Origin of the sequence: Fictibacillus arsenicus, from assembly GCF_001642935.1 — a bacterium.
GTDB classification, from domain to species: Bacteria; Bacillota; Bacilli; order Bacillales; family Fictibacillaceae; genus Fictibacillus; species Fictibacillus arsenicus_B.
Map to the genome: position 1 here is coordinate 2032274 of NZ_CP016761.1, position 21922 is coordinate 2054195.

The following is a 21922-nucleotide window of genomic DNA, read 5'->3' on the forward strand; positions in this document are numbered from 1 at the left end:
AATGCCTTTTCATCTATGTTAAAATGGTTATAATAAGTTATAGCTTTTAATTGACAGGATCTAACATATAAAGGGGAAATTAAATGAAACAACGAGTTGCAAGGTTAGTTTTAACCTTATTGCCGCAAAATAAAATTTCATCAATCGTCGGTAAAGCCGGACGTTCGAAACTTAGCAAACGATATGTGAAACGTTATGCTAAACATTATAAAATTAACCTATCTGAAATAGAGAAGCCAATTCATGAATATGCCCATCTTACTGAGTTCTTCTCAAGAAAACTTAAACAGGACGCACGGCCGATTTGTGGTGAAGAATCAGAGGCGATTTCACCTGTAGATGGACTTATCACACAAATGGGACGTATTGAAAAGGGGACGATTATCCAAGCCAAAGGAATATCATACCCTGTACAAAAACTCCTTGCGGATGAAGACAATGCAGACTTCGAAAGCGGTCACTTTATAACCATATATTTAAGTCCGAAAGATTATCATCGAATCCACATGCCAGTTAAAGGAGAAGTTTATAGTTCTACGTACATTCCGGGACGTCTTTTCCCAGTTAATGATATTGGTGTTAATCATGTTAAGGGACTATTTACTAAAAATGAACGTGTCGTAACATTTGCTGATACAGACTATGGCAAGCTCGCAATCGTAAAAGTGGGAGCATTTATTGTTGGAAGTGTAAAGGTTAAATATGATGAAAAAGTTCGTAAATGGAAGAAAATCATGAAAACGAACGTTGCTCCTGTAACGTATGAAAAAGGAGATGAAGTAGGTCACTTTGAGTTTGGGTCTACAGTCATCTTATTGTTTGAAGATAAGGATTTTTCATTTGATAAATCCCTTGCAGTCGGAAAGTCTGTGCGCATGGGAGAAATTATTGGAAAGCATCCAGCATCATCAAAACAGAAAGAGTATACGGCATCTAATTGACGAGAAGCAATTGATTGCTGGTACAGTATGGTCATTTTATGTGAGACGTGCGAACTCTCGCATCCACCGCTCTAATCAACTAGCCAAAAATATATCCGGCAGACATTTGTTTGCCGGATTTTTACTTTGAGTAAGAAAGGAGTATTCCATGCTCAGAATAAAAGAATTTTTTGAAAAAGCAAAAGCCAGTTACAGTGTGCCTGATATTGCACGTGATTCCAAAATGATCTTTATCTTGGAATCTCCTCATAAAGAAGAACTTAAGGCAGGAGTACCTCTTGCCGGGCTTTCGGGAAGATCAATGGCAAGGGAACTTTTTTTGCAAGAAGATATACTTCCTATGGGAAAATACTTAAAACAGATTACTGAAAATAATAAACAGACTTTTTACGGAATTGTCAACGTTTGTCCTTTTCCTCTGCAGCAATCGGCTTATCCTGAAAAACAATTTATTCAAAAATTCAAAGGCGAATTGGAAATTGCAGAAGCTATCCGTAAAAGCACAGCAAATCAATTTAAAGATGAAAATAAGGCACTGTTCAATAAACTGCTAATACATGATTTTCAAGATCGATTGAAAAGAACAATGGAAGATGATTCGATTATCGTGCCATGCGGAAAATTCGCGGAAAAGTATGTAAATCAATTAGCAATGAGGGACAAGCTGAATATAATAAAAGGAGTGCCGCATCCTTCTTATAATTCATGGTCAAGAGAACGGTATAGAGATGTTATCCAAATTGTCAGAGATCAAGATAAAAAACGAACCTCCTAAATCAGGAGGTTCAAAAGAAAAAGACCGTAACTCCATATAGTACTGCTGTAATACCAGCAGCAATAAGTGCGGGTTTCAGTTTGTAACGTGCATATTTAATTACTGATAAATTTAAAATCCGCGCGATCGTGTTCGTATCGTCGCTTAGCGGGGAAGCAAAAGCTCCAAAAGTACCACTCGCAAAAACAGCTCCAATCACTAGTGGCAGTGATACGCCCGCAACTCCTGCCATTGAAACCCCAAGAGGCATTAAAATCCCCCAAGTACCCCAAGCAGAACCGATAAAATAGGATACTGCACAGCCGAATAAGAACAATAAAGGTACAATTACTGAAGCTGGTATCCATCCTGCGTATTTTGAAACGAAAGCAGAAAAACCGAGCTCTTCAGTTACAGAGGAAAGTCCCCAGACTACAGCCAGCAAAACAATGACGCTCATAAGCTCATTGCCTCCGAATATAAAACCATTCAATAGATCGCCTGTCTTCATGCGCTGGATTCTTAAAAAGAGGAACGTAAAGATCGAGGTGAACAGAAGAGCAATCAGCATAGCATCCATAACATCTGCTGAAATGAATGCTTTTAAGAATCCTCCAGATTTTTTATAGCCATCCCACCATGTCAGGAGAAGAGTGAGAGAAACGACTAAGATCAAAGGGATTATTAAATTCCAAGGTTTGTTAGGCAGCTCTTTTCCTACGGCAGGATCACAATTATGCCAATCATCATCTTCTTTTTCTCCTACATTATCCGGATCGCTTTCTTCCGTTGATTTTGAATGGTGAAAGAAACTTAAATAAACACCAACGATGATCATTACGAAAGAAAAGAAGTTATATGGAATGCTTTGGAGAAATAACGAATATGGATCTCCGCTTAGATTCTCATTTTTAAGTGAGATATCTACGATAGATGTCATATAGCCTACGAAAGCTGTAGCGATGGGTATTAAAACGATGATCGGCGTGGCTGTTGTTTCAATAACAAAGCCGAGTTCTTGAGTTGACATTTTCACCTTCTTTAACAACGCTCTCATTATCGGAGCGATCGTTACAAAACGGAAACTAGGTGCAGCAAAAGTCCCTATTGTTGAAGCATAAGTTAAAAAAAGAGCACCTTTTTTAGTTTGAATTCTGCTGGATGCTTCTTCAACAAAACCCCTGATGCCGCCGGAAAGCTTTATCATCGAGATCAATCCTGAAAAAGCATACAAAAAAACTAAAATTTTAATATTCTTAGGGTCAATCAGTCCTTTTACAAGAAACTGCACCATTTTCTCAAGTCCTCCTACAAAGGTAGGTTTAAGGAGATAAGAACCTGTTAAAAGTCCCGCAATTAAACCTGGCAGCACTTGTTTTGTTTTTATTGCGATCGGTATTACAACTAAAAACGGTATGACTGAAACCCAGCTACTGCTCATAAAAACCCTTCTTTCACACGAAGTCATAAGATTAGCGTGTGATGGTTTCAAAAAATTATTCTGCTTATACAATAAACAATTATTTTGAGGGGCTTTTTTCATGTTTCAACAAGTGCGTCATTGGTTAAAATAGTATCGTTATTACTTAAACACAAGCAATTTAAATACTTTTCACTAAAATAATTAAATGCTTCTTATGATGGAAAGAGTTGCATTTATTATAGTTACGTGATAAGTTTAACAACGGAATATATATGGACGGAACAAGTTTGAATTACGGATAGCCTTGTAACTATTAACTTTTAATTTCTACGCATATTCACATGGCTAAGCATTTCCAGTCAATTAAACCAGCGGAAATGCTATTTTATGTGCAAATCATGATGTATTTTGAAAACAATTTGGCTGACACCTTAAAAAGATTAATCACATGTCAGGTCCACGAGGTTATCGTATAAACCTTTTTCGTCAAGAAAAGGAGATAGAACATTGACAACATTTCAAGAACTGGGATTAAGTCCCGAGTTGCTTCAATCAATCAACAATATGGGGTTTGAGGAAGCAACACCAATTCAGCGTGATACTATTCCTACAGCATTTAAAGGTACTGACTTAATTGGTCAGGCTCAAACAGGTACTGGGAAAACAGCTGCCTTTGGAATTCCGCTAATTGAAAAAATGGATACAAAATCACGACTCGTGCAAGGTATCGTTTTAGCACCGACGAGAGAATTAGCTGTTCAAGTTGCTGAAGAACTTAATAAAATCGGACAATTTAAAGGTATTAAAACTCTTCCGATCTATGGTGGACAATCGATTGTTCGACAAATAAAAGCATTGAAAAACGGACCGCATATTATTGTAGGAACACCAGGTCGAGTTCAGGATCATATCAACAGAAAGACATTAAAGCTTGATAGAGTTCATACAGTGGTATTGGACGAAGCTGATGAAATGCTAAACATGGGGTTTGTTGAAGATATCGAAAAGATCTTGGAAAACGTTCCAACAGAACGCCACACGATGCTTTTCTCTGCAACAATGCCAAAACAAATACAAAACCTTGCAGCAAAATTCATGAAAGATGTCTTACTTATTAAAGTAAAAGCTTCTGAAATGACAGTTAAGAACATTGAACAAGAATATGTTGAAGTGAAAGAACGTCAAAAATTTGATGCGCTTTGCCGCTTCATGGACATTCACTCTCCAGAGCTTGCCATCGTTTTCGGACGTACGAAGCGCCGTGTAGATGAATTATCTGAAGCGTTGAGTAAACGTGGATATTCAGCTGAAGGTATACATGGTGATCTTCCGCAAGCAAAACGTGATAAAGTATTGCGTGCATTTAAAAACAATACAATCGAAGTGCTTGTTGCTACTGACGTAGCAGCACGCGGTCTTGATATCTCTGGTGTATCTCATGTATATAATTTTGATATCCCTCAAGATCCTGAAAGCTACGTTCACCGTATTGGACGTACTGGACGTGCAGGGAAAACAGGTTATGCATTAACGTTTATTACTCCACGTGAGATCGATCACTTATATACGATTGAAAAAATCACTAAGCGTAAAATGGTTAAACGAGTGATTCCTTCAGTTTCTGAAGCAATGGAAGGACAACAGCAGATCACGCTTGAAAAGTTGATGGAAGTTGTTGAAGAAGATAACTTTAGCGGTTATAAGCAAACAGCAGTTGAATTATTGGAAGAGAATGATTCTGTTACGCTTTTAGCAGCTGCTTTAAAACTTCTTACAAAAGAGCCTGATACAACTCCGATCAGCTTAACAGACGAGCCGCCTTTATCAGTTAAAAAGCGCCGTCCAAACAATCGTTTCTCTGACCGCAGACGTTCTGGTTCTGGAGGCAAAAGAGAAGGTGGAGGCGGAAGAGACCGTCGTTCTGGCTTCTCAAAAGGTGAAAGAAGCGGATCTCGTGAAGGCGGAAGCCGAAGCGGAGGACGTGACCAGTCATACCGTTCACAAAAACGCGTGCGTGAAGATTTTAAAAACAGAGGATAAATGAATCCACAAAAGCAAGGGGAGCTCTCAAGAGTCCCTTTGCTTTTTTTATATTTAGGAGGATATCTGCAATGAAAAAAATATTGATTTTAGCTGATACTCATATGCCTAAGAAAGGTAAAGAACTTCCTGAGCATTTCCTTAGTGTGCTTAAAGAAGGTGTTGATTTTATCATTCATGCAGGAGACTGGTCGGAAAAATCTGTGTATGAGGAGTTAAGTCTCTATGCACCCGTTTATGGTGTAAGAGGGAACGTAGAAAAAGATGAATGGGCTAAACAGCTTCCTGAGAAAAAGGTGCTACAGGCAGAACATATGAAGATTGCAATCGTGCATGGCCATCTGGGCAAAGGAAGAACTACACCAGATAGAGCTTTTCAATCATGTATTGATGATAAAACAGACCTAATCGTTTTTGGTCATTCACATATCCCTTTTATGGAGAAACGGGATAAGATCATCTTATTTAATCCGGGTTCACCCACCGATAAACGAAGGCAGAAAAAGTTCTCCTATGGCTTATTAACGATAAATTCTAATGATTATGAATTACAGCACCACTATTTCACATGATGAATGACAAGATATGAAAAAGACATAATAAGAAAATATTGACAAGGGAGGATATGGTGTATGAAGAGCGGGGAAACTTTTTCCTTTGAAGCTAAAAACGGAGAAACGATTATATTGCGCCCTGTTGATGAAAAGGATGCCCAAGATATCATTAAGCATGTTGAGACGATTGTTAAAGCAGGAAGATACCTTCATAAAGAAGAACCGCGCTCTTTAGAAGAAGAAATTAAATTTATACTTGAAACAAGGTTAAAAGGTAACATGTACACAGCAGTTGAACGCAAGGGAAAAGTCGTGGGGATAGCTAGAGTTTTAAAAGGCGAACTCGAGATGAAAAAACATACCGGTATATTCAGGACGTGGATTCACCAAGAATCCCAAGGCCTCGGGATTGGCAAACAAGTCATGAACTATACTTTAAGATGGGCACGTACAAACAACTTACATAAGTTATGGCTTACTGTTTTTTCAGGAAATGAGAAAGCAGTAATGGTATATGAAAAAGCTGAATTTATTATAGAAGGCAGACAAAAGAATCAGGCGATCATTGATGGTAAATTTGAAGATGAGATTTTTATGGCCTATTTTTTTGAATCGAAGAAAGAGAATTAATGGAAGAAATCTGTTTTCGCGTTTTGATAATGATAAACAATGGTGAAATCGTTATCATATATATGGTAAAGTGAATAGTGATACATGACCCGAAGACAGGTGGATACGATGAAATCAACTGAAAAAGAATTATTATATACAGAAAAACAGCGTTTGATTGCCTTATTTGAAAAGTTTGATGAAATAAAGGAATTTGAAAAAGCAGGACAGATTAGTGAACTGTTTCTTAAAGTGGCGGAAGAAGAGTATGCTATCGCATTCTGCGGTCACTTCTCGGCAGGAAAATCCAGTTTGATCAATGCTTTATCTAATACTGGAATTTTACCGGCAAGTCCTATTCCAACAAGCGCGAATATCGTAAAAATGAAACAAGGTGAACCTAAGGCTGTGGTTCATCTAAAAAATAAAGAAGTGGTAACGTTCAAACATCCTTATAACGTAGAAGAAATCAAGACTTTATGTAAAGACGCAGAACTTGTAGATGCTATCGAACTTTTTTACGAGACAAAAGAAAGTACTGGGGCAAACATTGCATTTTATGATACCCCTGGGATTGATTCTACAGATCCAGCTCATAAGAAAGCGACTGAGAACGTCATACATTTAGCGGATGTTATCTTTTATGTCATGGATTATAACCACATCCTTTCAGAAACAAATATTGAATTTATCAATTCGTTGAATAAAAAGGGCAAATCAATTCGATTAATCATAAATCAAATTGACAAACATCAGGAAAAAGAGCTTTCTTTTAATTCCTTTAAAGAAAACGTGTTTGAGGCGTTCAAAACTTTTGGAATCAGTAAGGAGCAAATCTTTTTTACAAGTGTAAGGTCCCCGGAAATTCCTTTTAACGATCTCTCGGCTTTAGTAGCTTATATTAAAAAAATCGAATTAAATAAAGACCAATTGCTTCTTCAGGAAACAAACCGCCAGCTTCGTTATTTTGTGACAGAGTTCGTTGAGCAAAATGAAAAAAACAAACTTAACTTACAGGCTATAGAAGAAAAATTGTCACTATTGAATAACGAAAAGAAAAACCAGCAATCTTTAATAAGCGATATTGAACAATATAATAAGGAAAAAGAAGAAACCATTCGTGATCAGTTCGTGAAAATAATTGAGTCTGCTCAATTAATGCCATATGAAACCAGAGAAAAAGCAGGGCTGTTCATTGAAGCTGCAAAAAAAGACTTTAAGGTAGGTTTGTTCTTCTCAAAACAAAAAACAGAACAAGAACGAACCCATAGAAAAAATGAATTTCAAGAAAAACTACAAGAATCTGTTGACGCTCATATAAACTGGCATGCACAAAATTATATAAACAGTTTGCAGAAAGAGTTTCAGATTGAATTTCCTCAATGGGAAACGATAAGCCTAAAGGATGAGACGTTATTTTCCTATGTCCAATCAGGTTTATCTTCACAGGGACAAGGTCTGATAAATTATTGTGATAGCATAGCTGGGGAAGTAAAAAAGAAAGCAAGGCAGCAGATGAGTGATTGTATCTCTTTTGCTATTTCACTAGTAAAAGGTGAGAATGATAAAGTTTCTGCGACGCATCAAGATAAAGAAGAAAAGATCAATAAAGAAATAGCAGCTCTTAAAAAGGAAAAAGAAGAAGCTGTTATTTGGGCTGAAAAAAAGAAGGAATTGTTAAGCGCTGCAACAGCTGAAGAACCCCTGTTTTTTGCTGTGAAAGAGTATGAACAAAAATTCAAATCACAATACAATGAGATATCTGTTGAAGAGTTTAAAAGCAAATTTGGTGGGATAACAGAAAATAAAACGTTATATGCTGAACAGATTGTTTCTGATGTGCAAAAGAAAGAATCTAAAAGGTATGGTACTCTGCAAGATGAGACTGAAAAGCTGTACAAAACAGCAGCCCTTTTAAAGCCATTATCCGGATTTTCAAATATAGCATATGAGATGAATCAGCTTGCTGACAGGCTAAAGAAGCGCTCTTTTTCAACTGTATTATTTGGAGCATTTTCGGCTGGGAAATCTTCCTTTGCCAATGCCTTGTTCGGAGAAGCGATCCTTCCTTCATCACCAAATCCGACAACAGCTGCCATTAATGAAATCCGAAAACCAGATGAAGAACATGAGCATGGTACTGTAATGATTGAAATGAAATCGGAGCAGGAAGTTCTTAATGAACTCAATATGATTCTTCAATCTAATCACAATGATTTAAGTATTTTACAAGATATTTCAAAAGAAGAATATGAGGGTAATAAGCATATAGGAGCATTTATCGAAGGGTATCAAGGTTCTAAGGGACAGCTGGGCACACACATTAAAGCTGATATGTCCGAAATCAGAAACTTTGCGGCTGTTGAATCTAAAGCTTGTTTTGTTAAAAAAATAACGATATATTACAGCTGTCCATTAACTGAAAAAGGTCTTGTTCTCGTTGATACACCTGGAGCGAACTCCATTCATTCACGTCATACAGAAGTTGCATTTGAATATATGAAACAAGCAGATATTATTATCTATCTGACTTACTTTAATCATGCCTTCTCTTATGCAGACAGGGAATTCTTAATACAGTTAGGAAGGATTAAAGACACATTTGCTTCCGATAAAATGTTCTTTGCCATAAATGCCTCTGATCTTGCTAACAGCGAAGAAGATAAATTGGATGTCGTAAACCATGTTAAAGGTAACCTCCAGACGTTTGGGATACGAAATCCAAGATTATTTTCGGTTTCCAGTAAAAATGAACTATCCCAACCAAGGCATCCTGAGAGCGGTTTTGAATTATTTACTAAAAGCTTGTTTCATTATGTAGAGAATGATCTTGAACAGGCGATGATTAAAAGTGCAGAAGCTTCTCAGAATCATGCCAAAAATGTCGTACACAATATGGTCTCTGAGACAGAGCAAAGACTGCAACAAGAAGATGAATATTTAAATACTGTTCAACAAAGAGAAAATTCGTTGCTGGAATATTGCACGAAGAATATTTTCTTAGCAAAGAAGCAATTTGAACAGGAGCAGAAAGAACTTTTATTCTACGTTAAACAAAGGGTTCTAATTCGCTATCATGATTTCTATAAAGAGACCATTCATCCTGCTGCTGTCAAATCTTCTAAAGCCGAGCTTAATGCATGTATCTCAGAATTATATGCTAAGTTAGCACATGATCTTCACCAGGAATTCAGAGCCTGTTCACTGCGCTTAGATAAATGGATACAAAGGAATCTCAATGATAAAGAAAAGAATACGATAGAAAAAGGCGAGGAATTCCAGGTTAGCTTAAAGCTTCCTGCAGAAGATTCGAGTTTGTATTATACACCTTCACTTTCTTCTAAATTCAATGATAGCGCGGGAAGAAATAATAAAGAATGGATATCTTATTTCAAAAATGCAAAACAATTCTTCGAACAAGGCGGTTCTAACGACCTTAAGAATGATTTGGCAAAACGTGTAGAGACAGAAGTGGAACAATGGATTGCATCAGCAGAGAAAGCACTTGAACAACATTACATGTCTGTTATCGCGAAAGCAGAATTTCATTCAAGAGAAGATTTCATTAATCAGATCACCGGTTATTTTAACGAATTAAAAAAACCTGGAGATCTAGAAGCTCGGATAAATGAGCTGAAAAATTGTCTAAATAAAATTCAACTTTAATAAAAAGGCTCAATGTTGTTGCTTTTGAACATTTTTATAGAGTACGCTTCTTTGACTAGTTGATTGGAGCGCAAGGTGCGAGACTCCTGCAGGATCAGCGTGCCAACCACCTGAGTATACTTCTCGCAAGGCATGCGACGAGGAAGCACGCTTCGACAGATTTAGCTTGCAGACGCAGGAGCACAGATACTTCTTTATGAGCCCCGCGGAAAGCGAGCATCCTGGAGCGGAAACAACATCTTCTAATCAACAAACAGCCATAAAAAACAGCACTGCTGCTTAAGCATGTGCTGTTTTTTTGTGTTATAAAGCTGCTTTATTCAAAGATTGAAAAAGTTTAACTGTAGATAAATCGGAATCCGAAGGGTATTGATACTTTTCTTTGTAGTTCTCAGGTCCTTTTCCAGTTATAATGACGACACTTTTTGGAGGGGCTTTCCTGAGAGCATAAAAGATTGCTTCTGTTCTATCAGAAATAACTGTGGGGGAGTGCGTGCCAACTGGTATCGCTTCTGTTGTTTCTTGAATAAGCTGCTCTGTTGTCACTCCATCTAAATCATCTACCGTTAACACGGTTTCATCGCTATATTCTAAAGAAATGCTGATCATTTCCGATCTTTTCGTCACGTCCCGATTTCCTCTAAATCCAAAAACATGATAGAACGGACGGCTGCCCGCTTTATTTCTGGCTGCTTCTAATACTTGTGATACCCCGTCAGGAGTATGTGCGTAATCAATGATAACTTCAGTCCCATTATAAAGAGTAAGTTCCTCGAACCTACCAGGTATGCCCTGGAAGGTATTAAGGTAGTTGATGGAATCCTTAATGGGAACTCCGTAATCAAGTGCAGCAGCAATAGCAGCAGTGGTATTTAAGGCATTATAATCACCAGGCAAAGGGAGGGGGACTGTTACATGCATTGTTTCATGAACAAGATTAAAATAATTTTTCCCTACATCTTCAATATAAAAATGATCAGTTTTTCTTTTCCCATAAGTCCAAACCTGCAATGTATTCTTTGAAGACAATTCCTGAATTAATCGTTTTCCATAGCTTCCTTCACTGCAAATAATAGCTGTACCTTTTGGTTTTATATATGAAAAAAGTTTTGCCTTGCACTGATAGTAGGACTCCATCGTACCGTGATAGTCCAGATGATCATGAGTTAAATTTAAGAAGATGGCCTGATTATATGTTATCCCTTCAATCCTATTTTGTTCAAGGCCATGGGAACTTACTTCCATCACAACTGCTTCATCATTACTTTCCCTCAACATTTTTTGTAATGTAACAGGGTCTGGAGTTGTATGCGAGCTTTTTACAACTTTAGTATTAATAAAGTGATGAACTGTGCCGAACAATGCAGTTGAAATTCCATGAGATACTAGGATGTGCTGCAATAGAAATGAAGTCGTGGTTTTTCCATTAGTACCAGTAATACCTGTCATCTTATGCTTTTTGTAAGGTTCATCATAAAAGTAAGAAGCAGCAAGACTTAATAGTCGCTTCGTATCTTTTGCATAAAAGTAAAGACCAGAGGCTGATGTTTCACGATATTCACCAACTACAGCTGCAGCACCATTCTCAAATGCTTCTTGTATGTATTGATGTCCGTCCGCCTGCACACCTGAAATAGCAAAGAACAAATAACCCGGCTCTACTTTTTTTGAATGAGAAGTAATACCGGTGATTATAGGATCTTTATCTGTATTGGCCGCAATGTGCAAGTGGCTTAATAATGCTTTTAAATTCACGGAAACGTCATCCTTTTAATAAAGTATTTGTAGTGTTTTTCTAATTTGAGTTCTTATACACAAACCTAAATTTAACCGTAATCTGGTTATGTAAACTATTCGAAAAAACTGCCCGATTTAGGGCAGTTTATGAAATAGTTTTTATAAAATTTTCTAGACCGTCCATACCTTTTTCCAGCTGCTCTATAGATGCAGCGTAAGATATCCTTATATAACCTTCTCCAAGGGAAGAAAAGGCATCACCCGGTACGACTGCTATACGTTCCTTTTGAAGGAGATTTAAAGCAAATTGATAAGAGCTTAAACCAAATTGCTTAATAGGAATGAAAAGGTAAAAGGCGCCATTAGGTTTTTCAAATGCTAATCCTATCTGCTCCAAACGGCTAGAACAGTAATCCAATCTTTTTTTATATTCATTCCTCATAGGAGCAGCGTCATCTTTGCCCTTAGTCAGCGCTTCTATAGCAGCAGCCTGTGAAATCGTTGATGCACAAGTAACATTGTACTGATGGACTTTTAAAACATGCTGAAGGATCTCAGCAGGTGCAAATAAAAGGCCGATTCTCCAGCCAGTCATGCTATGTGATTTTGAAAGACCATTAATAACCAAGGTCTTATCGCGCATCCCGTTATAAGATGCTATAGACCGGTGTTTTCCGTTATATCTAAGTTCACTGTAGATCTCATCTGAAATGACAAAGATATTTTGCTTACATAAGTAATCAGCCAGTTCTTCAAGTTCGTTATCTTCAAGAGTTACCCCAGTAGGATTGGATGGAAACGGAAGAATGATGGCTTTGGTTTTAGGTGTAATAACTTCCTTAATAAGATCTGGTGTTACTTTAAATCCTGTTCGTGTGGTATTGATATATATAGCTTTCGCTCCGCATAGTGTAATTACGGGTTCATATCCTGGATAAACTGGTGCAGGCAATAAAACTTCATCACCTTCAGACAAAATGGCTCTCAAAGAGATATCAATTGCTTCACTTGCTCCCGTTGTAACAATAACTTCATTTTGATGGTTATAGTTAAGATCATACTTTTCATAAAGAAATGAAGCAGCAGCTTTCCTTAATTCTTCGTATCCAGCGTTATGTGAATATACGGTTTGGTTATTATGTATAGCTTTTATAGCTGCTTCCTTTACATGCAGTGGAGTAGGAAAATCAGGCTGGCCAAGAGTGAGGGATATCGCGTCTGGATATTTCGCTACCTCATTAAAGAACTTGCGTATACCTGATATTTGAATGGATCTAGCGCGGCTGTTTAACAAATGTTCCATTGATAATAACTTCCTTTCGTCTTCCACTTGCGGTTTTGAGTATTTTGTTTAAAATTCATTTTGCAATAAGTGTAGCTTTAATTCGTTTCTGTAGTCAATGGGTGGATTTTCTTGTATGGTTTCAGCACTTTTTACAATACTAAAGAGGTAATAGTACGGTTGTGGAGGATATTATGGAAGCAAAGAAAAAATGGGATCTGCTTGCACTCGCATCAATTCCTCTAGTAATGACGCTGGGAAATTCGATGCTTATACCTGTTTTGCCTGAGATCGAAAAGGAATTAAAGATTTCATCATTTCAGGTCTCAATGATCATCACAGTTTATTCAATTGTTGCCATTCTTTTAATACCTATCGCGGGTTACCTTTCAGATCGATATGGACGTAAAAAAGTAATTATCCCGAGTCTTTTTATCGCAGGGATTGGGGGACTAATCTCAGGGTGGGCGGCCTGGCAAGCGGATAATGCATTCATGCTTATTCTTGTAGGAAGGTTACTGCAGGGAGTGGGTTCTTCCGGTGCTGCACCTGTTGTAATGCCTCTTGTTGGAGATATGTTCAAAGAGGAGGAAGAAGTAAGCTCAGGTTTAGGGCTGATTGAAACATCTAATACGATTGGGAAAGTTTTAAGCCCGATCCTTGGTGCTTTTTTAGCTACTATTATTTGGTTTTTGCCTTTCTGGCTCATACCCGTATTCTGTGTTCTTTCTATTTTATTGGTGCTGTTTTTAGTTAAAGTTCCAAAGAAAGACCAAGAAAAGCAGCCGTTTAAAGAATTTTTAAAGAATGTTAAAGAAATTTTTCATAATGAAGGTAAATGGCTTATGGCTATTTTTTTTATCGGCGGAGTTATTATGTTTGTCCTTTTTGGAATTTTATTTTACCTATCGACCATCTTAGAGGAAAAATACGGAATTAAAGGTGTTATGAAAGGTTTAGTACTGGCGGTTCCTTTATTGGCTTTATCAATTTGCTCATATATAGCAGGGAAAAAAATTAAACAAAATAAAATAGTTATGAAATGGTGCACATTTATATCCATGGTTCTTCTCGGAGGATCTGCCTTCCTGATTACATTTTTTGAGAATGTTTATTTTTTATTAGGGGCATTATTCATTGCCGGAATTGGTATTGGGGCAGCATTGCCTTGTTTGGACGCATTAATTACAGAGGGAATAGATAAGGAAGCAAGAGGAACGATAACCTCTATTTATAGTTCAATGCGATTCGTGGGAGTAGCTTTAGGTCCGCCAATCTATGCAGTACTGATGCAATCCTCACACGAAATGGTTTTCTATACATCTGCAGGTGTAAGTATTCTTGCTGCAATAGCCGCCTTCTTTGCAATAAAACCTGAAAAGGAAAAGGGCGGGGGAGATGAAGGCAGCAAAGAAGCAAAGCCTGCAAAGAATTTGGAGCCGGCATAGAGTAAGAAAGGAATAAAAGGCTTTTGTCCATTGTCTTTTCAAAAATTGTTGCTTTGTGATTCTTTTTTGTTTGGCTCTTTTCTAAAAGATTGTTGCTATTGGCTCTTTTCTTCATCTGCAAGTTGATTGACTCCTAATGGCGCAAAGCGGCAGGAGGCTCACCGCACGCCCCGTGAAAAGAGAGCAACCTGGAGCGGAAATCAATTACATTCAAGAGCAACAATGTATGCGAAAACAGCCTTTTGCTTCTTTCATAAGTTGTTTGGAGCAGCTACATGAGTATTCTTCTCGTAAGGCTTGCGACGAGGAAGCTAGCCTCGGCAGGATTTTCATTAAACGCAGAAAGCAGAAATCAACCATGTCCAATACGCGAAAAAGGCAAATAAAAAAACAGCGGACTCAACCGCTGTTTTTCTTATTTATTCTTCAATTAATACAATACGTGCCGGAGAGGCATCCAGACCCCTGATTTTTAACGGAGCAGCTACCATCAAGTATTCGCCTTCGGGCACATCCTTTAACTGCAGACCTTCTATAATTATTACATCATTTTGAAATAATTGTTTGTGGGTAGGATGATTTTCTTGAGCACGCTCGACTCCGAGAGCGTCGATGCCTACACCTGATACTCCGATTTCAGCGAGTGTTTTGGCAGCTTCATGATTTACATAAATGAACTCAAAGTTAAATTCCTTATCCCACGAGTTTTTCGTTTTGAAAAGTACAAAATCACCTTTTTGAATATCTTTGCCGGCAAGGTCATCCGCTTTAATTGAATCTTCAGCATTTGTAAGATCGATTACTTTTGCTTTCCGTACTAATTTTTCTAACGGCAGAGTTTCAATCGTATCACCGCCAGGGACCATGTGAAGAGGAGCATCAACATGTGTTCCTGTATGAACATCCATTGCGATTCTAGTTTCGGTAACATGGCCGTTTTGTGAAGTGTCAAAAGAAGGCTGTTTTTCAGGCTTGTTTTTATATACAGGCATACCTTCATAAATTGGTAATGAAACGTCGTAAATTTTCATTTGATTAACATTCCTCTCTTACTTTAGTCGGTTCCCACCAGGAATGGCCATCTGCGTACAATAATTGTTCTGCTTCCTGAGGACCCATGCTTCCTGAGTTGTAATACGTAATTGGAGCACCGGTGCCATTCCAAGTTTTAGTTATACGGTCAATAAACTCCCAGCTTAATGCAACTTCATCCCAGCGTGTAAAGTATGTGGAATTACCCAATAAACAATCATGCAAAAGTTTTTCATATGCCTCAGGAGAGTTCATGTCAGTTGCTGACTTATTGTTATATGTCATATCGATCGGCAATAGATCTGATGTGTCTCCTTTTGGTTTAGCATTTAATGTGAGACTGACACCTTCATCAGGCTGAATATGAATCCTTAACAGGTTTGGCTGATATTTTTCTGTATTAGCGTGATAGAGAGCCATTGGACCTTGTTTAAACTGAATAACAATCTCGGTTGATTTAACAGCCATGCGTTTTCCTGTACGGATATAAAATGGAACGCCTGTCCATCTGAAATTATCAATGAACAGTTTAGCAGCAACAAAAGTTTCAGTTTTTGATTCCGGATCTACATTTTCTTCTTTTAAGTAGGCGGGAACTGATTCACCTTTAATTTTCCCATCTGTATATTGGCCGCGGATAACGTTCTTTCTTACTTCTTCTTCGTTAAAGAAACGCAATGAACGTAGAACTTTTACTTTTTCATCACGGATATGTTCAGGTTTTAGTTCACCAGGCGGTTCCATAGCTACCATCATGACCATCTGAAGCATATGGTTCTGGACCATATCTAATAGAGCTCCTGATTTTTCATAATAGGCAGCTCTGTCCTCAACGCCCAAAGTCTCACTTGATGTAATCTGTACAGAATCAATATATTTATTGTTCCAAATCGATTCAAAAATCGCATTTCCAAATCGTATAACTTGTATGTTTTGTACCATTTCTTTTCCGAGGTAGTGGTCAATACGATAGATATCATCTTCATTAAAACTTTGCTGAATTTCTTCATTTAGTTTAGTAGCAGAAGGAAGATCGTGACCGAACGGTTTTTCAATTACGATTCTCTGCCAGCCCTCAGTGTTTGTGATGCCTTCTGACTTTAAGAATGTAGGTATGGTTCCAAAGAAACGAGGTGCCATCGCTAAATAATATAAACGGTTGCCATTTGTCTGATAATCTCTGTCCAGAACATTCAGCAGTTCTTCAAGCTCATGATAGCTAGGTTCACTCGTAACATCCATCTTTAAGTAATAAAAATGAGAAGCGAATTTCTTCACTTTATCACTTTCGGTGCCTGGTGTGTGTTCGTTAACTGCTTCATACACTTCTTGCTGGAATTGTTCATGTGAATATTCTTTTCTGGATACACCAACTACAGAAAAGTTCTCTTTCATATGTCCCTTTTGATACAATTGATAAAGAGCAGGAAAGAGTTTTCGGTGAGCGAGGTCACCTGTTGCTCCAAAGATTACAATAGAAGCATTTGGTATACTATGTATCATTTTGCAAGTCACTTCTTTCTATCTGTTCTAATAGTTACAGGTTTCCCTAGATGAAGATAAATTAACGTATTACTTCACAAAAAGGAGGTCGTCTTATGTCCAATTTAGTAAGTCCCGAATGGGTGGACAGTAAAATAAGGGATAAAAACACTGTTATTTTTGATTGCCGTTTTTCTTTGGCTGACCCGGAAATGGGTTTTGAGGTGTACAAAAAAGATCATATTGAAGGAGCTTTTTTTGCTGACTTAGATCAACATTTATCTGGGACTATTACAACTCATGGCGGACGTCATCCGTTACCTTCCGTAAACATACTATCACAATTTTTAAGCAGTTGTGGAGTAGACTCGGAAAAAATTGTGATAGCATATGATGACCAATCCGGTATAATGGCAGCCAGATTCTGGTGGCTGATGAAATATGCCGGTTTGAATCAAGTTTATGTTATGCAAGGCGGTTACAAACACTATAAAGAAAAAGGGTACGCTGTCTCAAGTAAACTGCCTACTCAAAAGACATCAGAAATTAAACTTGATTTTAATAAGAATATGATAATTACACGTGATGAACTGGTTAAAGCTGTTCAGCAAAAAGATAAGCTGCTCATAGATGCAAGAGAACCTAACCGCTTTAAAGGGATTGCCGAACCGATTGATCCTGTCGCAGGACATATACCAACAGCGATTAATGTGCCATGGGAGAGCCATTTTAATAAACCAGGATGGTGGAAAGATAAGGAGGATCTAACGAACTTATACAAAGATCAATTAGTGGATAACAAGACGCGGGTTGTTTATTGCGGATCTGGTGTAACTGCTTGTGTAAATGCATTTGCAATGAGTGAAGCAGGATTAGAACTACCCATTTTATATGCTGGAAGCTGGAGTGACTGGATCAGTTACAATGATCATGAAATAGAAACAGACTGAAAATAAAATTTCACGTACCGTAATTAAAATAGAAATGGAAGTGAAACTCATGAGACAAGGTGATTTGCATACCCATACAACTGCTTCTGATGGAACATTTTCTCCATCTCAGAACATCCAGCGGGCAGTTGAAAAAGGATTAAAAGCAATCGCTATCACTGATCACGATACAATAAACGGTGTCGAAGCTGCATTAGAGGAGGCAAGCAAACACAATGATTTTGAATGTATCCCTGGCATTGAGATCAGCACACTGTATAAAGGACAAGATATTCATGTTTTAGGCTATTACATTGATTATAAAGACAAAAATTTTCTGCTGACACTAGAAAAGCTGACCTCAGTAAGAGACCAGCGGAACAAGATGATTTTGCAAAAACTAAATGAGCTGGGTATACAAATAGACGAATCAGAATTAGAAGCAAAAAGGTGCGGCGAAGGGAACGTTGGCAGAGGACATATAGCTGAGATTTTAATGGAAAAGGGTATCGTTAACTCACTTCCTGAAGCATTTGAAAAATACCTAGGCAAAGGTAAAGCAGCATACGCTATACCGGATCGTATTTCACCAATTGAAGCCGTTAAAATTATTCAGGATGCAAATGGCGTCCCTGTGTTAGCTCATCCTGGAATCTATGATGCTGATGAACTGATTGCATTATTAATAGAAAATGGTCTGGCAGGTATCGAATGCTGTCATCCTGACCATACGATAGAACAGGTTCATCATTATGAGAAACTAGCAGAAAAATATTCCTTGATTAAGACTGCGGGCAGTGATTTTCATGGCTTTAGGAACGGTGAAGTTTTTCACGGAGATATTGGAAGCTGTACGGTTCCTTTAAGTACCCTGCGATCACTAAAGAATTTTTGTAAATAATCCTTGCCAGCAGGCTCGTAACCTTATAAGATTCAATACGGAGAGTTATTGAATACAGAGAGGAAGTACGAGTGTGACTTGGGATTTATTAAATATCATTGGAACGATCGCATTTGCAATTTCGGGTGCGCTCGTTGCAATGGAAGAAGATTATGACATACTGGGCGTATTTATTTTAGGATTGGTTACTGCGTTCGGTGGAGGAATCATACGTAATGTGTTAATAGGACTCCCTGTGGATACGATTTGGGAACAGGGTCTTTTACTTAAATCAGCCCTAGTTGCTATGGGTATTGTCTTTTTCATGCCGGAAAGTTTAATTCAGTTCTCAAAAAGGAGTTTACATTTCTTTGATGCAATCGGCCTTTCAGCTTTCGCTATTCAAGGAGCAATCGCTGCTTCAAGCATGGGGCATCCTATGAGCGCGATTATTGTTGCCGCGATTTTAACAGGAATAGGCGGGGGGATCATTCGTGATATTCTAGGTGGCAGAAAGCCAGTAGTGCTGAGAGAAGAAATTTATGCTGTTTGGGCTCTGCTAGGCGGACTGATTGTAGGTTTAAATATAGTGAACGGTACAATTGAATATATGATTCTATTTATCTGCCTCGTTGTCTTTAGGATGCTGTCCCTTAAATTTAATTGGAAGCTGCCTCATAGAGCATTATGATTGCATTCAGAACATTATCCACCCTATACGGGTGGTTTTTTTGTGCAGGAATTTATTCGATATTTATGGAATTTATGTAAAAGAGACAGGAGGGCTGACAAGTGTATACTACTTTTTATCAAAACGAAAAAATTCAGCAGCCGAATTTCACAGCCGAAGTTTGTTTTGATTATTATAACGAACGGATCCGAATTGATGACTATCGCGGAAGTGTAAGTTTACTATCCAAGTGGCTCGACGAGATGGCAGCTCAAAATAATTTCCATAAAATAATAATCAAATCCCGTCACGATGATCTTTCGAAATGGCTTGAGTCAGGTTTTATATATGAAGGGGAATTTACAGGTTACTTTAACGGTGCGTCTGCAGTTTCTATGTGCAAGTATTTTAGTAATGAAAGAAGAAACAGCAGTTATTGGATAGAGGAAGACAAAATTATAAAAGACGTATTAATGCTGTCCCCAACTTCAATATCAAATCCTATGCCGAAAGAATATACATTGCGGATGGCAGATGAACAAGACGCAAAAGAACTTGCAGATTTATATAGTCAAGTATTTGAGGTATATCCAACTCCAATGGATGACCCGGAATATGTCCTTAAAATAATCAAATCGGGAACTTTGTTCTGTGTGGTAACTTATCAAAAAAGAATTGTAAGTGCTGCGTCAGCTGATGTTAATGCTGTTTATCATAATGCTGAAATCACTGATTGTGCAACTCTCACGGAACATAGAAAATTCGGTCTTATGAAACATTTGATTGATCACTTGGAACAAGAACTTTTTAAAAGAAAAATCTATTGTTCCTATTCAATAGCGAGGGCTCTTTCATTTGGTATGAATGCCGTATTTCATCAAAAAGGGTATGTTTATAAAGGGAGACTGGCTAACAACTGTAAAATATTCGATAAATATGAAGATATGAATATCTGGGTTAAAGATTTATCCGAAAGCATATGAGTGCCTGAAATTCGGCACATGCTGACAAATAATCGGCATCAAAGGGCGGTGTTGTTTCATGATTTCTGGATCAATGGAAACAGCTGAAACATTAAATGCAATTTTAAAGACAATTGATGAAGGTATTCATGTTGTAGATGCAAATGGAATGACTATTTTCTACAATTCGGTAGCTGCCTCTTTGGACGGTTTAACTTTAGAAGAAGTGCATAACTATCATGTTTTGGATGCCTTTCCCTCACTTACAAAAGAAACGAGTACGTTATTAAAAGTTATACAAACAGGTACTCCTATATATAATCAGCATCAAGCTTATACGAATCGAAAAGGAAAACAAATTGATACAGTTAATTCAACTCTGCCGCTTTGGCTGGATGGTGAGTTAATTGGAGCAGTAGAGGTTGCAAAAGATATATCAAAAGTTAAACAGCTTTCAGATCAGTTGCTCGACTTGCAGGCAAAAATGAAAACATCAAAAAATAAAACCGATAAACAAACCTTTTCCACCTATCATTTTCATAATATTTTAAGCTTAGATCCTTTACTTAACGATATTAAAGAACAATGCCGAAAAGCATCTAAAACAAGTTCTCCCATAATGATTTATGGTGAAACTGGGACAGGTAAAGAAATGTTTGTACAAGCTATTCATAATGAGTCACCGAGGGGCAATAAACCATTTGTTGTTCAGAACTGTGCAGCCATTCCTGGACCTTTACTTGAAGGGATATTGTTTGGCACGAAAAAAGGAAGTTTTACAGGTGCAGTTGACAGGCCAGGAGTTTTTGAACTGGCTGACGGAGGCACATTATTTTTAGATGAAATAAACTCAATGCCTATTGAGCTGCAGGCTAAACTTCTTCGTGTTATCCAGGAAGGTGTAGTACAGCGTATTGGAAGTACAGATTTTCGAAAAGTAAATGTAAGAATAATATCAGCCCTTAATGAAGCTCCTGAAATATGTTTATCAAAAGGTGTATTAAGACAGGATTTGTTTTTCAGGTTAAATGTCGTTTATATTGAGCTTCCGCCATTGCGGGAACGGCACAAAGATATTTCCTATTTATCAATTCATTTCTTAAATGAATTAAATACTGCTTTTAAAAAGAATGTATTGGGATTAACACAGGAAGCAGAGCAATTATTTAATGAATATAGCTGGCCGGGGAACATTCGAGAGCTGAAACACGCCATCGAGCATTGTATGAATTTTGCTGATAACAACACATCAATTGGTATAGCTTTACTGCCTAAGCATATAAAAGGAACAAAAAGTTTCAGAACAGAAAATCACATACCTCACCCCTCATCAATACCGCCATTGAGGGAAGCCCTTGGAGAATATGAAAAGCAGATCATCCAAATGGCTTTGAAACAAACCTCTGGCAATATTCAGCAAGCCGCAAAAATATTGCAAGTTCCTAGACAAACACTTCAATATAAAATCAGACAAAAATAAACCGCCGATTTTTCGGCGGTTTTTCTATATCAG

The 21922-nt window shown here is 37.6% G+C and carries 17 protein-coding genes; 12 read left to right on the forward strand and 5 right to left on the reverse strand.

The window, feature by feature from the left end; all coding sequences use genetic code 11:
• Positions 1-83: 83 nt before the first annotated feature.
• Together asd and ABE41_RS10585 are read left to right on the forward strand one after the other, a co-directional pair.
• Positions 84-941, forward strand: coding sequence for an archaetidylserine decarboxylase (gene asd / locus ABE41_RS10580; protein ID WP_066289837.1), 858 nt, complete (start codon positions 84-86; stop codon positions 939-941).
• 148 nt (positions 942-1089) lie between these two features.
• The gene (locus ABE41_RS10585) at positions 1090-1716 is read left to right on the forward strand and encodes a uracil-DNA glycosylase family protein (protein ID WP_066289839.1); all 627 of its coding nucleotides are present in this window, start codon (positions 1090-1092) and stop codon (positions 1714-1716) included.
• 10 nt (positions 1717-1726) lie between these two features.
• Here the strand turns inward: ABE41_RS10585 and ABE41_RS10590 are convergent, their stop codons facing one another.
• The gene (locus ABE41_RS10590; protein WP_066289842.1) at positions 1727-3136 is read right to left on the reverse strand and encodes a Na+/H+ antiporter NhaC family protein; all 1410 of its coding nucleotides are present in this window, start codon (positions 3134-3136) and stop codon (positions 1727-1729) included.
• A 489-nt stretch (positions 3137-3625) separates the two neighbouring features.
• On the opposite strand from ABE41_RS10590, the gene ABE41_RS10595 reads away from it, so the two are divergent.
• The 4 genes from ABE41_RS10595 (at position 3626) to ABE41_RS10610 (ending at position 9987) form a co-directional block, all read left to right on the forward strand.
• Positions 3626-5158, forward strand: coding sequence for a degradosome RNA helicase CshA (locus ABE41_RS10595; protein ID WP_066289844.1), 1533 nt, complete (start codon positions 3626-3628; stop codon positions 5156-5158).
• A gap of 71 nt (positions 5159-5229) precedes the next feature.
• Entirely contained in the window at positions 5230-5730 is a 501-nt protein-coding gene (locus tag ABE41_RS10600) for a metallophosphoesterase family protein (protein WP_172827352.1), read from the forward strand.
• Between the two features lie 60 nt (positions 5731-5790).
• The gene (locus tag ABE41_RS10605) at positions 5791-6342 is read left to right on the forward strand and encodes a GNAT family N-acetyltransferase (RefSeq protein WP_066289849.1); all 552 of its coding nucleotides are present in this window, start codon (positions 5791-5793) and stop codon (positions 6340-6342) included.
• 108 nt (positions 6343-6450) lie between these two features.
• Positions 6451-9987, forward strand: a complete 3537-nt coding sequence (locus ABE41_RS10610; protein WP_066289852.1) for a dynamin family protein — start codon at positions 6451-6453, stop codon at positions 9985-9987.
• A 303-nt stretch (positions 9988-10290) separates the two neighbouring features.
• Here ABE41_RS10610 and ABE41_RS10615 read toward each other — a convergent pair whose 3' ends face one another.
• Both ABE41_RS10615 and ABE41_RS10620 read right to left on the reverse strand, forming a co-directional pair.
• A complete protein-coding gene (locus ABE41_RS10615; protein ID WP_066289857.1) occupies positions 10291-11742 on the reverse strand; it encodes a UDP-N-acetylmuramoyl-L-alanyl-D-glutamate--2,6-diaminopimelate ligase in 1452 nt (483 codons plus the stop codon).
• A 127-nt stretch (positions 11743-11869) separates the two neighbouring features.
• Positions 11870-13027: an aminotransferase A gene (locus ABE41_RS10620; RefSeq protein WP_066289860.1), complete on the reverse strand. Its 1158-nt coding sequence runs from the start codon at positions 13025-13027 to the stop codon at positions 11870-11872.
• A gap of 173 nt (positions 13028-13200) precedes the next feature.
• Here ABE41_RS10620 and ABE41_RS10625 point away from each other — a divergent pair, with 173 nt between their 5' ends.
• Complete coding sequence (locus ABE41_RS10625; RefSeq protein ID WP_066289863.1) at positions 13201-14454, forward strand: bacillibactin exporter BcbE; 1254 nt, start codon at positions 13201-13203, stop codon at positions 14452-14454.
• Positions 14455-14873: 419 nt separating this feature from the next.
• Here the strand turns inward: ABE41_RS10625 and ABE41_RS10630 are convergent, their stop codons facing one another.
• Positions 14874-15485, reverse strand: a complete 612-nt coding sequence (locus tag ABE41_RS10630; protein WP_066289865.1) for a cyclase family protein — start codon at positions 15483-15485, stop codon at positions 14874-14876.
• A gap of 4 nt (positions 15486-15489) precedes the next feature.
• Positions 15490-16989 (reverse strand): glucose-6-phosphate dehydrogenase, encoded by a 1500-nt coding sequence (zwf, locus tag ABE41_RS10635; RefSeq protein ID WP_066289867.1) that lies wholly within the window; start codon positions 16987-16989, stop codon positions 15490-15492.
• Between the two features lie 95 nt (positions 16990-17084).
• Here zwf and ABE41_RS10640 point away from each other — a divergent pair, with 95 nt between their 5' ends.
• The 5 genes from ABE41_RS10640 (at position 17085) to ABE41_RS10660 (ending at position 21889) form a co-directional block, all read left to right on the forward strand.
• Positions 17085-17918, forward strand: a complete 834-nt coding sequence (locus tag ABE41_RS10640; protein WP_066289873.1) for a sulfurtransferase — start codon at positions 17085-17087, stop codon at positions 17916-17918.
• Positions 17919-17967: 49 nt separating this feature from the next.
• A complete protein-coding gene (locus ABE41_RS10645) occupies positions 17968-18798 on the forward strand; it encodes a PHP domain-containing protein (RefSeq protein ID WP_083207766.1) in 831 nt (276 codons plus the stop codon).
• Positions 18799-18871: 73 nt separating this feature from the next.
• Positions 18872-19468: a trimeric intracellular cation channel family protein gene (locus ABE41_RS10650; protein ID WP_066289878.1), complete on the forward strand. Its 597-nt coding sequence runs from the start codon at positions 18872-18874 to the stop codon at positions 19466-19468.
• A 101-nt stretch (positions 19469-19569) separates the two neighbouring features.
• On the forward strand, positions 19570-20430 hold the full coding sequence (gene ablB, locus ABE41_RS10655) for a putative beta-lysine N-acetyltransferase (protein ID WP_066289881.1): 861 nt from the start codon (positions 19570-19572) through the stop codon (positions 20428-20430).
• 58 nt (positions 20431-20488) lie between these two features.
• Positions 20489-21889 carry a sigma-54 interaction domain-containing protein gene (locus ABE41_RS10660; RefSeq protein ID WP_066289883.1) on the forward strand — a complete coding sequence of 467 codons (1401 nt, stop codon included), beginning with the start codon at positions 20489-20491 and terminating at the stop codon, positions 21887-21889.
• Positions 21890-21922: the final 33 nt, after the last annotated feature.